Genomic DNA, 14320 nt, shown 5'->3' on the forward strand with positions numbered 1-14320 from the left:
TGGGGATAACAGGGACCTTGAGAAAAACCATGGCGAGAGGCGGCGGCGAAGATGGACCTCATCCGGTAGACCGGCATGTCGGTCGGCGTGTTTGTGAAAAACGGATCAGCCTGGGCTATAATCAGAGCGATCTGGGGCGGGCGCTCGGACTCACATTCCAGCAGATTCAAAAATATGAGAAGGGTGCGAACCGGATTTCAGCATCCAAGCTCTGGGACATCGCCCGCTTTTTCAAGGTCGACATCGGCTATTTCTTTGAGGGGCTCAACCAGACCGGTGCAGGTGTGGGTGAGGGCGGAGCACAGTCATATGATCACGACTTCCCCTCAACCCGCTATACGATAGAGGTTGCCCGGCTTGCCCCGCAGCTGTCGACGCGACAGCAGAAGCTGGCGCTGGAACTGGTTCGCGAGATGGTTGACCATCAGCAGGATTCAGAAGCCAAACAGGCCTAGTCTGGAGCGGACGTCGGGCTGGCACCTTGCCGTCCGAAATCCGGTGCCCGCTCCTTCTGGATGATCCAGTAGGCCGACCCGTTGTCGGGCTTGAACATCGTTCTTGGCGTACCGTCGCGGGCGGCGACGGCAAAGGTGTTGGTCGCGGCCTGATAGTAGAGGGTGTCACCGTTCGGACGACGGGCGGTTTCGACATCCCGCGGCGGGTTTTCGACGAAGGCCTTCATTCGCGCCAGATAGTCCTCGGCCGAACGCGCGCCGAATGCCGCACCGTTGCGTTGATACAGTCGGGTGATCTTGTCCTCGACGGTTTCCCGCCGGTTTGCCGTTATCGGCGGCCGGGTCCGGGTGGCAGCGGCAGGGCCAGGTCCCGCCGGATCTGCGGCAACCGGCAAGGCAGCCTCTATCGTCCGGTCACGGGATTCGACGGCGGACCCGCCATTATCGCAGCCCCAGATCATTGCGAGGCTGAACGCGGTGACAGAGACCAGAGCCATCCTGGTCAGGGATCGAGCGGGCATAACTCCCTCCATGCGGGAAACGCGAACTTCCTATAGTTGAAATTCGACGTGGCCGCAAATCCCGTCGTCCCGGGTCCGGCTCGACGCAGGCGTGGCGCGTCGCTAGATGAGACGGATGTCCGAAGCTTCGCTCAATACGCGCAGGATCCTGCTGATCATCGGAGGCGGTATCGCCGCCTACAAGTCGCTGGAGCTCATACGGCTGCTGCGTCGGGCCGGCGCGAGCGTGCGCACGGTGCTGACGTCGGGTGGGGCCGAGTTCGTGACCCCGCTGTCGCTGGCGTCCCTGAGTGGCCATCCGGTTCATCAGGCCCTGTTCTCGCCGGATGACGAAACGACGATGGGACATATCGAGCTGTCCCGCTGGGCCGATCTGGTGGTCGTGGCCCCAGCGACGGCCGGCCTGATGGCCAAGGCGGCCAACGGCATGGCCGACGACCTGGCCTCGACGACCCTTCTGGCCACGGACAAGCGGGTTCTGATGGCCCCGGCGATGAATGTGCGGATGTGGCAGCACCCGGCGGTCCAGGCCAATGTCGCCCGACTGACGGGGTTCAACGGTCTGCATCAGGTCAGTCTCGTCGGTCCTGACGACGGCGAGATGGCCTGTGGCGAATTCGGGCCCGGGCGCATGGCCGAGCCCGAGGCAATCCTGGCGTCGATCCGGCACCTGTTGAGCGACGGCTCCGGCCAGAGTCTGGCGGGACGTCGCGCCGTGGTGACCGCCGGCCCGACGTTTGAGCCGATCGACCCGGTGCGTGGCCTGACCAATCGCTCCAGTGGCAAGCAGGGCTATGCGATCGCCCGGGCCCTGGCCGAGCTCGGGGCCGAGGTGACGCTGGTGTCGGGGCCGGTGGCCCTGCCGGTACCTGAAGGGGTTCACCGCGTCTGGATCGAAACGGCGGTCGAGATGAAGGCGGCCGTCGACGCCGCCCTGCCTGTCGATATCGCCGTGATGAGCGCCGCCGTGGCGGACTGGCGCGTCGATGGCGTTGCCGGCGGCAAGATCAAGAAGGCCCCGGGCGGCCCCCCGTCCCTGGCCCTGATCGAAAACCCCGACATTCTTGCCGGTGTTGCGGCGGCCGGGCCGCGTCGGCCCGCCCTGGTCATCGGATTTGCCGCCGAAACCACAGAGGTGGAGCAGAATGCGCGGGCCAAATTGTCTCGCAAGGGCTGTGACTGGATCCTCGCCAATGACGTATCCGGTGACGTGTTCGGGGCCGACAGCAATGCGGTGACCCTGTTCAGGCGTGACGGCACCAGCGAAGACTGGGACCGTCAGTCCAAGGTCGATGTGGCGCGAAAACTGTCTGCCCGTATCGCCGCCCATTTCGCCTGAATCCGACAGGAAAGCCCAGATGACAGACGTACGCATCGAACGCCTGCCCCATTCCGAGGGTTTGCCGCTGCCGGCCTATGAGACGGCGGGCTCAGCCGGTATGGACCTGCGGGCCGCTGTCGCCGGGGACCAGCCCATGGTCCTCGCGCCCGGTACGCGGGCCCTGGTGCCCACCGGCCTGAAGATTGCACTGGAGCGTGGCTATGAGGCCCAAGTCCGGCCCCGGTCCGGTCTGGCGCTCAAGCACGGGATTACCTGCCTGAACTCGCCCGGCACCATCGACAGCGACTACCGGGGAGAGGTCGGTGTGATCCTGGCCAACCTCGGGGCCGAGGCCTTTGTCATCCAGCGGGGTGACCGGATCGCCCAGCTGGTCATCGCCCGCCACGAACAGGTGACGATGGTCGAGGTCGAGGCTCTGGACGCGACCTCGCGCGGGGCCGGCGGGTTCGGCTCGACCGGACGCTAGCGTCGTCGGGACAGGCGAGGGGGCCTCAGGCCTGTCTGAAGCCCAGAACGTCCTGCATGTCATAGAGGCCGGGTCCGCGGCTGCGCACCCAGGCCGCCGCCGCGACCGCCCCCTTGGCGAACAGGGACCGGTCGATGGCCGAATGGTTGAGGGTCAGGACCTCGTCCTCGGACGCGAACATCACCGTGTGGTCGCCGACAATTCCCCCCGCGCGCAGCGACGCGAAGCCGATCTTCCCGACCTCACGCTCACCGGTGAGGCCGTCATTGGGGGCGGTCCTCAGGGTCGCGAGATCATGACCCCGACCCGAAGCCGCCGCCGCGCCCAGCATCAGGGCCGTGCCCGAAGGGGCGTCCACCTTGCGCCGGTGATGGGCCTCAAGGACCTCGATGTCCCAGTCTGCGGCATCCAGCCGCTGGGCGGCGTGCTCGACCAGTCCGATCAGAATGTTCACACCCAGCGAGAAATTGCCGCTGCGGACAATGGCGATCTTCTCTGAAATCCCGGCCAGTTCGGCTTCCTGGGCCTCGGTGAAACCAGTCGATCCGATGACCATGGCCGGTCCGCCGCGTTCGGCACAGGCCCGGGCCAAGGCGATCGACGCATCCGGCGTGGAGAAGTCGATCACCACGTCGCACAGAGCGAGATCCGCGGTCTCGCCGCGGTCGAACCGGGCCGCGACGACGACGTCATCGCGGGCGTCCAGAACCTGCGATACAGCCCGACCCATCCGGCCGCGCGCGCCGGAAATACCGGCGTGAAACAGCGCGCTCACGCGGTCGTTTCTTTCGAATCCGGAGTCGCGCCGGGTCCTGGCGGGTCACTGCCGAGGATGTCGGCCCAGAAGCGTTTGGCCTTGCCGGCGAAATTGGAATTCCGCGGGCTCTGGTTCTCACCGAAGGTCGCGGCCAGCTCCTCGACTAATTCGCGCTGGCGACTGGTCAGGTCGGTCGGGGTCTCCACGAACAACTCGACCAGCAGATCGCCACGCTGGCGTCCGTTCAGGTGAGGCATGCCCTTGCCCTTGATCCGGACCGTCTTGCCGGTCTGGGCCCCGGCCGGAACCTGAACACGGGCCTTGCACTGGCCATCGCAGGCTTCCGAAACCAGGCAGGGGGCGTCGATCTCGCCGCCCAGTACGGCCGTGGTCATCGGCACCGGTACGGTCACCAGAAGGTCGAGGTTGTCGCGTTCGAACAGCTCATGCGGCGTGACTGACAAAAAGACATAGAGGTCGCCGCGCGGCCCACCCCGGAGACCGGAATCCCCCTCACCGGACAGGCGAATGCGCGAGCCATCATCGACTCCGGCCGGAATCTTGAGCGACAGTTGGCGGGTCTTGCGGACCTGACCGTGCCCGTGACAGGCCGTGCAGGGCTCGGCGATCATCTGGCCGCCGCCCCCGCAGCGCGGACAGGTGCGTTCGACCTGGAAGAAGCCGTTGGCCTGACGCACGCGGCCGGCACCCTGGCAGGTGGTGCAGGTGACGGGTTTTGTGCCCTTTTTGGCACCCGAGCCCTCGCAGCTGTCGCAGGTGGCGGTCGAGGGCACGCCGATCCCGACGTCCGCGCCGCGATAGGCCTGTTCTAGGGTGATTTCGAGGTCGTAGCGCAGGTCCGAGCCGCGGCGCGGCCCGTTCTGCTGCTGGCGACCGCCGCGGCCGCCGAAGACGTCGCCGAAGGCGTCGCCGAAGACCTGGGAGAAGATGTCGTTGACGTCGTGGAAGCCCTGCTGGCCGCCGCCACCGCCGCCGCCATTGACTCCGGCGTGGCCGAAACGGTCATAGGCGGCCCGCTTCTGATCGTCCGACAGCACTGTATAGGCTTCGGAAATTTCCTTGAAACGCGCCATGGAGTCTTCACACCCGCCGTTCCGGTCAGGGTGGTGCTGCATCGCCAGCTTGCGATAGGCGGATTTGAGTCCGGGCGCGTCGATCGTGCGCTCCACACCCAGAATTTCGTAATAATCACGCGCCATCAGGCGTTTGTCCTCTTGCCCCTTGCCGTCCGGTCGCACGTTACGGCGAGTATGGTTCCGGAACGATTGACCCGACTGACATGGGGGCCGGGTCGAATGATGCAAGCTTCATGAAAAGACCCCGCCTGCCGGACGACAAGCGGGGTCTGTCTGGTTTCAGACGCCGGATCAGGCGCTCTTCTTCTCGTCGTCGCCGGCTTCACCGTCGCCCGAGACTTCCTCGAATTCGGCGTCGACCACACCGTCATCGGCGGGAGCCTCATCCGAAGCGCCCTCGCCCTGCTGGTTGGCGTACATGGCCTCACCCAGTTTCATCGAGGCCTGGGCCAGGGTGTTGGTCTTGGTGCGGATGTCTTCCGGGTCGGTGCTGTCCTTGGCCGCCTTGAGCTCGGCAAGCGCAGTCTCGATCGCGGCCTTTTCCTCGCCGGCGATCTTGTCGCCGTGCTCGGCCATGGCCTTTTCGGTCGAATGGATCAGGCTGTCGGCTCCGTTCTGGGCCTCGACCAGATCCTTGCGGGTCTTGTCGGCGGCCGCATTGGACTCGGCTTCCTTGACCATCTTCTCGATGTCGGCGTCCGACAGGCCGCCGTTGGCCTGGATGCGGATCGACTGTTCCTTGTTGGTCGCCTTGTCCTTGGCGGTCACATGAACGATGCCGTTGGCGTCGATGTCGAAGGCGACCTCGATCTGCGGCATGCCGCGCGGTGCGGGGGGAATGCCCATCAGGTCGAACTGACCCAGCACCTTGTTGTCCGACGCCATCGGCCGCTCACCCTGGAAGACCCGGATGGTCACAGCTGACTGATTATCGTCGGCGGTGGAGAACACCTGGCTCTTCTTGGTCGGGATGGTGGTGTTGCGTTCGATCAGCGGGGTGAACACGCCGCCCAGGGTCTCGATGCCCAGGGTCAGGGGGGTCACGTCCAGCAGCAGCACGTCCTTGACGTCACCCTGCAGCACGCCGGCCTGGACCGCGGCCCCGAGCGCCACGACCTCGTCCGGGTTCACACCCTTGTGCGGCTCCTTGCCGAAGAATTTCTTCACGGCCTCCTGAACCATGGGCATACGGGTCATGCCGCCGACCAGAACCACCTCATCGATGTCCGAGGCCTTGAGGCCCGCGTCCTTCAGCGCCTTGGCGCAGGGCTCGATGGTGCGCTGGACCAGGTCATCGACCAGGGCCTCGAGCTTGGCGCGCGAGAGCTTGATGCTCAGGTGCAGCGGGCCCGAAGCGTTCATGGTGATGAACGGCAGATTGACCTCGTACTGGGTCGTGGAGCTGAGCTCCTTCTTGGCCTTTTCGGCCTCTTCCTTGAGGCGTTGCAGGGCCAGCTTGTCCGAGCGCAGGTCGACGCCCTGTTCCTTCTTGAACTCGTCGGCCAGGTAGTCGACCAGACGCAGGTCGAAATCCTCACCGCCGAGGAAGGTGTCGCCATTGGTCGACTTCACCTCGAACACGCCGTCACCGATCTCGAGGATCGAGACGTCGAAGGTGCCGCCGCCGAGGTCATAGACGGCGATCTTCTGGCCCTCGTTCTTTTCGAGACCGTAGGCCAGGGCGGCCGCAGTCGGCTCGTTGATGATGCGCAGCACCTCGAGCCCGGCGATCTTGCCGGCGTCCTTGGTGGCCTGACGCTGGGCGTCGTTGAAATAGGCCGGCACGGTGATGACCGCCTGGGTCACCGTCTCGCCGAGGTAGGCCTCTGCGGCCTCCTTCATCTTGCCGAGGGTGAAGGCCGAGATCTGTTGCGGCGAATAGTCCTTGCCGTTGGCGCGCACCCAGGCGTCGCCGGTCGGACCCTTGACGATCTCGTACGGGACCATCTTCTTGTCCTTGGCCACCACCGGATCGTCGAAATTCCGCCCGATCAGTCGCTTGATGGCGAACAGGGTGTTGGTGGGATTGGTCACTGCCTGACGACGGGCGGGTTGGCCGACGAGGGTCTCGCCGCCGTCCTGGATGGCCACGACCGACGGGGTCGTGCGGTTGCCTTCCGCGTTTTCAATGACCTTGGGATTCTTGCCGTCCATGACGGCGACGCACGAGTTGGTCGTGCCGAGGTCGATGCCGATGATCTTGGCCATGGGCTCTTTCTTTTCACTCCAGCGGCGGGCGATGCGGCGGCCTTCAATGAAGCGCTGCGCGTGACCGCCCCCAAAAGGTTCAGGGGATTACTCGATGTATCCGGTTGGAAAGCCCCACGACAGGCAGGGTTTTCTCCGGTTGATGCCGATATGGGAAAGACCGCAGCCCCTGCAAGGGCTTCTGGCCTTCTGAGGCGAATTCCGCGGCCTTACAGGCAATTTTCCGGTGAAATTGACCCGGGATCGGGCGCAGGCGCGTAGATTGTGCAGCTCAAAAGTGGAGGGTGAGGGCTTTGGAGCCGGTCCGTACGACTCTTGAGGGGCTGCATTATTGGCCGACGGCCCTGGCGGAACCGGCCCAGATCCGGCTGCTGGACGAGGTTCTGGCGGCGGTCGAGCGGGCCCCCTTTTATCGACCCGTGACACCCGGCGGGCGGCCCCTTTCGGTAATGATGACCAATCTCGGCCCGCTGGGCTGGGTGTCCGATCACAGGGGCTATCGCTATCAGTCGACCCATCCCGAAACCGGCGAGCCCTGGCCGCCGTTGCCGGGGGCCTTGCTGGAGCTGTGGCGCGACCTGACCGGCGATCCGGGACGACCCGATGCCTGTCTGGTCAATCTGTATCGGGGTCAGGCCCGTATGGGGCTGCATCAGGATCGGGACGAGACCGACATGGCGGCCCCGGTGCTGTCGGTTTCGCTGGGCGATACGGCCGTGTTCCGGTTCGGCCCGGCAGGGGGCGGGAAGACGGCAACGCTACGACTGGGGTCGGGGGACGTCTGTGCCCTGACCGGCCCGGCGCGGCTGGCCCGCCACGGGGTCGACCGGGTGATCGCCGGCTCGTCGCGACTGGTGCCCGGCGGTGGCCGCATAAACCTGACCCTGCGTCGCGCCCGCTAGCTTCCGGCTATCGTGACTCGACGGCCATTGGCGATGACGTCACTGTTGCGGATCAGGTTCGAGCTCCGGAGGTAATCACTGATGCCCATATTGATCCGTCCTGAAGGCCAGACTCCCGACGATTTCAGGTTCAGCCGCAGGGCTCTGGGCGGGTTGTTCTTTTCCGGATACGCGGTTGCGGCCCTGGCCCAGGATGCCCGACCGGTCACAACCGGTGTTGCAGGCCTGAGCGTCGCCGACGTGACCTATCCGGCGTCTGACGGGTTCGAGCTTCCGGCCTATATCGCCCGTCCGGCCGGCGAGGGGCCCTTTCCGGTCGTTGTGGTCGTGTCCGAGATCTTCGGCGTCCATGAATATATTCGCGACATCTGCCGTCGTCTGGCCGGGGCGGGCTATGCGGCCATTGCGCCGGCGTTTTTCGTGCGGGTCGAGGATCCGGCACCGCTGGCGGACATGCAGCGGATCCAGGCGATTGTCGCGGCGGCCGGTTACGAGCAGGTGATGGGTGATATCGCCGGCACGCTCGACTGGGCCAGTCAGCAGCTGTGGGCCGATACCGGCAAGGTCGGCATCACCGGCTTCTGCTGGGGCGGCAAGGTCGTGTGGCAGGCGGCGGCCCGGTTTGCCGCCATCGACGCCGGCGTCGCCTGGTACGGGCGTCTGGCCCCGCCGGAGGGGGCGACCCCCGAACAGCGGGCGAGCGGCGCGCCCTGGCCGGTTGAGCTGGCCGACGACCTGAAGGCCCCGGTGCTGGGCCTGTACGGCGAGATGGATCAGGGCATTCCCCTGTCGAGTGTCAGCGCCATGAGGGCCGCACTCGCCCGCGCGGGGGGCACGGGCGAAGAGGTCGTGGTCTATCCGGGTGCGCCGCATGGATTCCACGCCGACTACAGGGCCAGCTACAGGCCCGAGGCCGCTGCGGACGGCTGGAACCGGCTGCTGGCCCTGTTTGAGACCCGGTTGAAGCGCTAGGCCTCAGGCGGTTTCGTCGAACTGACCGCCGGTTTCCGGGGGCGGATCATACGGACCGGTCCCGCTGGAGGGCGGCGTGGCCGCGCCAGACCCCTTGGCCGCAACCGCGACCATGGCCGGGCGCACGGTGCGGCCGAACAGGGCGTAGCCGGGCTGCAGGGTCTGGATCACGGTCCCGCCGGGCACGGTGTCGGACGGCTGTTCCATTACCGCCTGGTGCTGGTGGGGATCGAAGGCTTCGCCGGCTTCGGGGGCGACACGTTTGAGCCCGTTGGAATCAAAGGCGGACAGCAGGGCCTTCTCGATCAGTTCGAGGCCGGTGACCAGGTTGGTGGCCGCCGGATCGGCGTCGCGCGGCGCGGCGGTCAAGGCCCGCTGCAGGCTGTCGGCCACGCCCAGCAGATCCTTGGAGAACCGCTGGATGGCATAGGCCCGGGCGTCGTTCATCTGGCCCTCGGCGCGGCGACGGGTGTTGTCGGCCTCGGCAGCGGCGCGCAGGGCGCGATCCTTCCATTCATCGCGTTCGGCGATCAGGGCGTCGATCGGGCCGAGGCCGTCGTCGTCGTGCTCGGCCGGGTGCGCGTCCAGTCCGGCCTCGGCGTTGGCCTCGGTCTCGGGATCGAAGTCGGTGTCGTTAATGTCGTTCACGTGTCTTGTCCGTCCAGCATTCTTCCCAGCACCCGGGCGGTGTAGTCCACCAGCGGGATGACTCGGGCGTAGTTCAATCGCGCGGGGCCGATGACGCCGATGGCGCCGACGACCCTCTGTCGGCCCGTCATATAGGGTGCCGCGATCAGTGCGGAACCCGATAATGAAAACAACCGTGTTTCGGCACCAATGAAAATGCGCACGCCCTGGGCTTCGGAGACGCCGTCGAGCAGGCCGATCAGCTGTTCTTTCTGCTCGAGATCGTCGAACAGGACCCGGACCCGCTCCAGGTCCTCGGCGGTTTCGCGGTCCTGCAGCAGATTGGCCCGGCCGCGCACGATCAGCGACCGGTCGCGCTCGGCTCCGCCGGACCAGGCGGCCATGCCGTCCTCGACCAGACGGGCAGCGGCGGCGTCGAGCTCGCGGCGGGCTACGTCGAGCTCGGCGCGCATTTCGGTGCGGGCTTCGGCCAGCGGGCGGCCCTTGAGGCGGGCGTTGAGGAAGTTGGAAGCTTCCTGCAGGGTCGAGGGGGTGACCCCGGCCGCCAGGGGCATGATGCGGTTTTCGACCGAACCGTCGTCGCCGACCAGCACCGCCAGGGCCTGATCGCGCCCAAGAGCGACGAATTCGACGTGTTTGACGCCGGCGTCGCGCACCGGCGAGGCGACGATCCCGGCCCCGCCGGCAAGGCCGGACAGCAGGTTGGAGGCCTCATCGAGCGCCTCCTCGAAATTGCGACCGCGTCCGGCAAGGCGACCGTCGATCTCGCGGCGCTCTTCCTGGCCGAGGTCTCCGATCTCGAGCAGACCGTCGACGAACAGGCGCAGGCCGGCGTGGGTGGGGATGCGACCGGCAGAGCTGTGTGACGCAGCCAGCAGGCCGGCCAGGGTCAGGTCCTGCATGGTGTTGCGGATCGAGGCGGGCGACAGATGCACCCCGCCACGCGACAGGGTGCGCGAGCCGACCGGGTCGCCGGTCTCGAGATAGGATTCGACGATCCGGCGGAAAATATCGCGGGCCCGACCGTCGAGCGCGGTCAGTCCGCCCCCTGTTGTCAGGGAGGATGGGCCGAACGGTGAACGGTTGGGGGCATACAGGCTCACGGTTTCAGGATAAGCAGCGCCGCCGCCTCTTGCTAGGATAACCGTATGCGCCCCTCCGAACGTAAACCCGATCAGCTTCGCACCGTGACCCTGGAAACCGGCGTCAACCGCTATGCCGAAGGCTCGTGCCTGGTCACGTTCGGGCACACAAAGGTGCTGGTCACGGCCTCGGTCGAGGACAATGTGCCCGGCTGGATGCGCGGCAAGGGCCAGGGCTGGGTTACGGCCGAGTACGGCATGCTGCCGCGCGCGACCCATACGCGGGGCCGGCGCGAGGCCGCCAGTGGCAAGCAGACGGGCCGGACCCAGGAGATCCAGCGACTGATCGGTCGCTCGATGCGGGCCGTGGTCGACATGAAGGTCCTGGGCGAGCGTCAGGTGGTGCTGGACTGCGATGTGATCCAGGCTGACGGCGGCACGCGCACGGCGGCCATTACCGGGGCCTGGGTGGCCATGGCCAGCGCCTTTGACTATTTGCGCGCCGAGGGCGTGATGAAGACCGATCCGATCCTCGATCAGGTCGCGGCCGTGTCATGCGGCGTGTTCAACGACCTGCCGGTGCTGGACCTCGACTATGAGGAGGATTCCAACGCCGAGGCCGATTCCAACTTCGTCCTGACCGGGGCCGGCCAGATCGTCGAGATTCAGGCCACGGGCGAGAAGCGCGGCCTGTCGCGGGCTGAGTTCGACCGGCTGTTTGAACTGGCCGAGGGTGGCTGTGCCGAGCTGTTCGTCCTGCAGCGGGCGGCGCTGAAGCGCTAGAGCGGCCCGCCCGGGGCCACGATGTCCCGCTTTTTTGCGTCGGGGTTTCGCCGTGCGGCGAACCGGGGCATCGTGTGGAACCGTGTCCGAACCGGAGAGTCCGTCATGCGTCCCGTGTCCACCTTTGCCGCTCTGGCCGTTGTGGCCGTCCTGGCTGCCTGCAAGCCTGCGGCCGAGACCCCCGTCGATGCCGTCGAGGCGGTGGAACCGGCCCTGCCGGTGATGCCGGCGGATGCGCCGCCGCAGGAAGAGGTCGACCCGGCCCTGGCCCCCGCTCCGGCCCCTGTACCTGCCCCGGTCTTTACCACGCCGGCCGAAGCGTCCGGGTCCTGCCGGTCGAAGGTCGGCGCGGCGGCGGCGGCACGACTGGTTGAACGCTGTCTCCAGGTCAGCCCGGCCACCCATCCGCCCTGTAATGTCGAGAACAGCTGCGCCCTGATCCAGAACGAGATCGACCGCGGCTGCGCCATGTTCGGGCCGGATGAAGAGAAACCGGCCGAGTGCACCACCTGAGCCGGTCCGGCCGACTGGCGACCGGACATGAAAAAGGCCCCGCCGTCACCGGCGGGGCCTTCATCAATTCAGACCGGAAACCGGTCCGGTGGTATTCTAGTCGCGACGCGGACGGCTGCGACCGCGGTCACCGCCACCGCCTTCACGCTTGCGGCCACCGCCGCCGGTGTCCTCGGTCAGGGCCGGCTCACCGCGTTCGGCGCGTTCAGCGTTGATCTTGTCGGTCAGGTCCTCACCGGTGGTCTGGTCGACGACCTTCATCGACAGCTTGGTCTTGCCGCGATCGTCGAAGCCGAGGAATTTGACCTTGACCTCCTGGCCTTCCGACAGGACGTCGGCCGGGTTGGCGACGCGTTCCAGGGCGATCTGGGACACGTGGACCAGGCCGTCCTTGGCCCCGAAGAAGTTCACGAAGGCCCCGAAGTCGACGACCTTGACGACCTTGCCGTTGTAGATGGTGCCGGGCTCGGGCTCGGAGACGATGGACGAGATCCAGGCCTTGGCGGCGTCGATCTTTTCCTGGTCCGAGGCGGCGATCTTGACGGTGCCGTCGTCCTCGATGTTGACCTTGGCACCGGTCTTTTCGACGATCTCGCGGATGATCTTGCCGCCGGTGCCGATGATGTCGCGGATCTTGTCGACCGGAACCTTGATCGACTCGATCTTGGGCGCGTATTCGCCGAGCTCGGTGCGGGCACCGTCGATGGCCTTGTCCATCTCGTCGAGGATGTGCAGACGGCCGGCCGAAGCCTGGGCGATCGCCTTGCGCATGATCTCTTCGGTGATGCCGGCGACCTTGATGTCCATCTGCAGGCTGGTGATGCCCTCGCGGGTACCGGCCACCTTGAAGTCCATGTCGCCGAGGTGATCTTCATCACCCAGGATGTCGGACAGGATGGCGAATTCGCCGGTCGGCTCGAGGATCAGGCCCATGGCGATGCCGGAGACCGGACGGATCAGGGGCACGCCCGCATCCATCAGCGCCAGCGACGAACCGCAGACCGTGGCCATTGAGGACGAACCGTTGGACTCGGTGATCTCGGATACCAGACGGATGGTGTAGGGGAAGTCTTCCGCCGACGGCAGCATCGGGCGGATAGCCCGCCAGGCCAGCTTGCCGTGGCCGATTTCCCGACGGCCCGCGCCGCCCATCCGACCGGTCTCGCCGACCGAATAGGGAGGGAAGTTGTAGTGCAGCAGGAATTTCTCTTTGTAGGTCCCGGCCAGGGCGTCGACGTATTGCTCGTCCTCGCCGGTGCCGAGGGTGGCGACGACGATGGCCTGGGTCTCACCGCGGGTGAACAGGGCCGAACCGTGGGTGCGCGGGAAGACGCCGACTTCCGAGACGATCGCACGCACCTTGTCGAGGGCACGGCCGTCGACGCGGTGGCTGTTGTCGATGATGTCGCGACGCAGGACGTTGGCTTCGCATTCCTTGAAGGCCACGCCGAACCGCGAGGCATCGACGCCGTCGGGGTTCTCGTCGGTCTTCACCAGGGCGGCGGAGGCCTTCTTCTTGGCCGCACCGACCGCTTCGTGGCGGGCGTGTTTGGCGACGTGGGTATAGGCGGCCTTGATGTCGTTGCCGACCAGCTTCTTGATGTCGGTGACGATGGCGGAGACGTCGTCGGCCTGGAAGTCGAAGGGCTCCTTGGCGGCGTGCTCGGCCAGTTCGATGATCGCGTCGATCACCGGCTGCATGCCGCGATGTGCAAACATCAGGGCGTTGAGCATGATGTCTTCCGACAGCTCCTTGGCCTCGGACTCAACCATCATCAGGGCGTCCTGGGTGCCGGCGACGACGAGGTCGAGGCTGCTGTCCGGGAGCTGGTCGAGGGTCGGGTTGAGGACGTATTCACCGTCGATATAGCCGACGCGCGCGGCACCGATCGGGCCCATGAAGGGGACGCCCGAGATGGTCAGGGCGGCCGAGGCGGCGACCATGCCGATGACGTCGGGATCGTTTTCCATGTCGTGCTGCAGCACGGTGATGACGACCTGGGTCTCGTTCTTGAAGCCCTTGACGAACAGCGGGCGGATCGGACGGTCGATCAGGCGCGAGACCAGGGTCTCTTTTTCGGTTGGTCGGCCCTCACGCTTGAAATAGCCACCCGGAATCTTGCCAGCGGCGAAGGTCTTTTCCTGGTAGTTGACGGTCAGGGGGAAAAAGTCGAGGCCCGGCTTGGGGGCGCGGCCGTAGACGACCGTGGCCAGCACGATGGTCTCGCCGTAGGTGGCCAGAACGGCGCCGTCGGCCTGGCGGGCGATACGGCCCGTCTCCAGCGTCAGCGGCCGGCCGGCCCAGTCGATCGTCTTGCGTTTAATGTCGAACATATTCTGTCTTTCGTCGTCCCGTGGGCGGATTCCGCACGGGGTCCCATAAGCGGGTGGAGCGTCGGGCGTTCAGTCCTTCGATCCGGAGGTCGCCGCGCCATCGCGGAAGACCCGGGAGTAAAAGAGGACCGGTCTGGCCCTCGCGTCATGCGCCGGAGTAGAGCCTGCGGCGCGCAGGTGGGTCTTAGACCATTTTTGTTTCAGGTCGAATCGACCTGAATCCAAAAAATGGTCCAGATT

Annotated in this window: 14 protein-coding genes; 7 read left to right on the forward strand and 7 right to left on the reverse strand. The window is 66.2% G+C overall.

Features of this window, described 5'->3' with window-relative positions; all coding sequences use genetic code 11:
- The first annotated feature begins 29 nt into the window (after positions 1-29).
- Complete coding sequence (locus AAC050_RS08735; RefSeq protein WP_339914692.1) at positions 30-455, forward strand: helix-turn-helix domain-containing protein; 426 nt, start codon at positions 30-32, stop codon at positions 453-455.
- Here the strand turns inward: AAC050_RS08735 and AAC050_RS08740 are convergent.
- Positions 452-976, reverse strand: coding sequence for an S-type pyocin family protein (locus AAC050_RS08740; protein WP_339914693.1), 525 nt, complete (start codon positions 974-976; stop codon positions 452-454). The genes AAC050_RS08735 and AAC050_RS08740 overlap by 4 nt on opposite strands.
- Positions 977-1091: 115 nt before the next feature.
- On the opposite strand from AAC050_RS08740, the gene coaBC reads away from it, so the two are divergent.
- Together coaBC and dut are read left to right on the forward strand one after the other, a co-directional pair.
- Positions 1092-2315: a bifunctional phosphopantothenoylcysteine decarboxylase/phosphopantothenate--cysteine ligase CoaBC gene (coaBC, locus tag AAC050_RS08745; RefSeq protein WP_339914694.1), complete on the forward strand. Its 1224-nt coding sequence runs from the start codon at positions 1092-1094 to the stop codon at positions 2313-2315.
- A gap of 19 nt (positions 2316-2334) precedes the next feature.
- Positions 2335-2784: a dUTP diphosphatase gene (gene dut / locus AAC050_RS08750; protein ID WP_339914695.1), complete on the forward strand. Its 450-nt coding sequence runs from the start codon at positions 2335-2337 to the stop codon at positions 2782-2784.
- A gap of 25 nt (positions 2785-2809) precedes the next feature.
- Here the strand turns inward: dut and dapB are convergent, their stop codons facing one another.
- The 3 genes from dapB to dnaK all read right to left on the reverse strand — a co-directional run bounded on the left by dapB (position 2810) and on the right by dnaK (position 6846).
- Complete coding sequence (gene dapB, locus AAC050_RS08755) at positions 2810-3559, reverse strand: 4-hydroxy-tetrahydrodipicolinate reductase (protein ID WP_339914696.1); 750 nt, start codon at positions 3557-3559, stop codon at positions 2810-2812.
- Positions 3556-4761, reverse strand: coding sequence for a molecular chaperone DnaJ (dnaJ, locus tag AAC050_RS08760; RefSeq protein WP_339914697.1), 1206 nt, complete (start codon positions 4759-4761; stop codon positions 3556-3558). Before dnaJ ends, dapB begins: the two co-directional genes overlap by 4 nt.
- A gap of 168 nt (positions 4762-4929) precedes the next feature.
- Positions 4930-6846: a molecular chaperone DnaK gene (gene dnaK, locus AAC050_RS08765; protein WP_339914698.1), complete on the reverse strand. Its 1917-nt coding sequence runs from the start codon at positions 6844-6846 to the stop codon at positions 4930-4932.
- A 284-nt stretch (positions 6847-7130) separates the two neighbouring features.
- Here dnaK and AAC050_RS08770 point away from each other — a divergent pair, with 284 nt between their 5' ends.
- Both AAC050_RS08770 and AAC050_RS08775 read left to right on the forward strand, forming a co-directional pair.
- On the forward strand, positions 7131-7748 hold the full coding sequence (locus AAC050_RS08770; RefSeq protein ID WP_339914699.1) for an alpha-ketoglutarate-dependent dioxygenase AlkB: 618 nt from the start codon (positions 7131-7133) through the stop codon (positions 7746-7748).
- An 81-nt stretch (positions 7749-7829) separates the two neighbouring features.
- On the forward strand, positions 7830-8720 hold the full coding sequence (locus tag AAC050_RS08775; RefSeq protein WP_339914700.1) for a dienelactone hydrolase family protein: 891 nt from the start codon (positions 7830-7832) through the stop codon (positions 8718-8720).
- A gap of 3 nt (positions 8721-8723) precedes the next feature.
- On the opposite strand, the gene grpE is transcribed toward AAC050_RS08775, so the two are convergent.
- On the reverse strand, positions 8724-9368 hold the full coding sequence (grpE, locus tag AAC050_RS08780; RefSeq protein ID WP_339914701.1) for a nucleotide exchange factor GrpE: 645 nt from the start codon (positions 9366-9368) through the stop codon (positions 8724-8726).
- Positions 9365-10426: a heat-inducible transcriptional repressor HrcA gene (gene hrcA / locus AAC050_RS08785; RefSeq protein ID WP_339914709.1), complete on the reverse strand. Its 1062-nt coding sequence runs from the start codon at positions 10424-10426 to the stop codon at positions 9365-9367. The genes grpE and hrcA overlap by 4 nt, the downstream gene beginning before the upstream one ends.
- Positions 10427-10516: 90 nt before the next feature.
- Between hrcA and rph the strand changes: the two genes are divergently transcribed.
- Both rph and AAC050_RS08795 read left to right on the forward strand, forming a co-directional pair.
- Entirely contained in the window at positions 10517-11233 is a 717-nt protein-coding gene (gene rph / locus AAC050_RS08790; protein WP_339914702.1) for a ribonuclease PH, read from the forward strand.
- A gap of 105 nt (positions 11234-11338) precedes the next feature.
- The gene (locus tag AAC050_RS08795) at positions 11339-11746 is read left to right on the forward strand and encodes a hypothetical protein (RefSeq protein ID WP_339914703.1); all 408 of its coding nucleotides are present in this window, start codon (positions 11339-11341) and stop codon (positions 11744-11746) included.
- Between the two features lie 96 nt (positions 11747-11842).
- Here the strand turns inward: AAC050_RS08795 and pnp are convergent, their stop codons facing one another.
- Positions 11843-14080, reverse strand: a complete 2238-nt coding sequence (gene pnp, locus AAC050_RS08800) for a polyribonucleotide nucleotidyltransferase (protein ID WP_339914704.1) — start codon at positions 14078-14080, stop codon at positions 11843-11845.
- Between the last annotated feature and the right edge of the window lie 240 nt (positions 14081-14320).

Source organism: uncultured Brevundimonas sp. (assembly GCF_963974615.1).
Classification (GTDB): domain Bacteria; phylum Pseudomonadota; class Alphaproteobacteria; order Caulobacterales; family Caulobacteraceae; genus Brevundimonas.

What these genes read in the sequence shown, in the direction of transcription:
- AAC050_RS08735 (WP_339914692.1), top strand. Translation starts at nt 30, where the DNA reads ATGGCGAGAGGCGGCGGCGAAGATGGACCTCATCCGGTAGACCGGCAT.
- AAC050_RS08740 (WP_339914693.1), bottom strand. Translation starts at nt 976, where the DNA reads ATGCCCGCTCGATCCCTGACCAGGATGGCTCTGGTCTCTGTCACCGCG.
- coaBC (WP_339914694.1), top strand. Translation starts at nt 1,092, where the DNA reads ATGTCCGAAGCTTCGCTCAATACGCGCAGGATCCTGCTGATCATCGGA.
- dut (WP_339914695.1), top strand. Translation starts at nt 2,335, where the DNA reads ATGACAGACGTACGCATCGAACGCCTGCCCCATTCCGAGGGTTTGCCG.
- dnaJ (WP_339914697.1), bottom strand. Translation starts at nt 4,761, where the DNA reads ATGGCGCGTGATTATTACGAAATTCTGGGTGTGGAGCGCACGATCGAC.
- dnaK (WP_339914698.1), bottom strand. Translation starts at nt 6,846, where the DNA reads ATGGCCAAGATCATCGGCATCGACCTCGGCACGACCAACTCGTGCGTC.
- AAC050_RS08775 (WP_339914700.1), top strand. Translation starts at nt 7,830, where the DNA reads ATGCCCATATTGATCCGTCCTGAAGGCCAGACTCCCGACGATTTCAGG.
- rph (WP_339914702.1), top strand. Translation starts at nt 10,517, where the DNA reads ATGCGCCCCTCCGAACGTAAACCCGATCAGCTTCGCACCGTGACCCTG.
- AAC050_RS08795 (WP_339914703.1), top strand. Translation starts at nt 11,339, where the DNA reads ATGCGTCCCGTGTCCACCTTTGCCGCTCTGGCCGTTGTGGCCGTCCTG.
- pnp (WP_339914704.1), bottom strand. Translation starts at nt 14,080, where the DNA reads ATGTTCGACATTAAACGCAAGACGATCGACTGGGCCGGCCGGCCGCTG.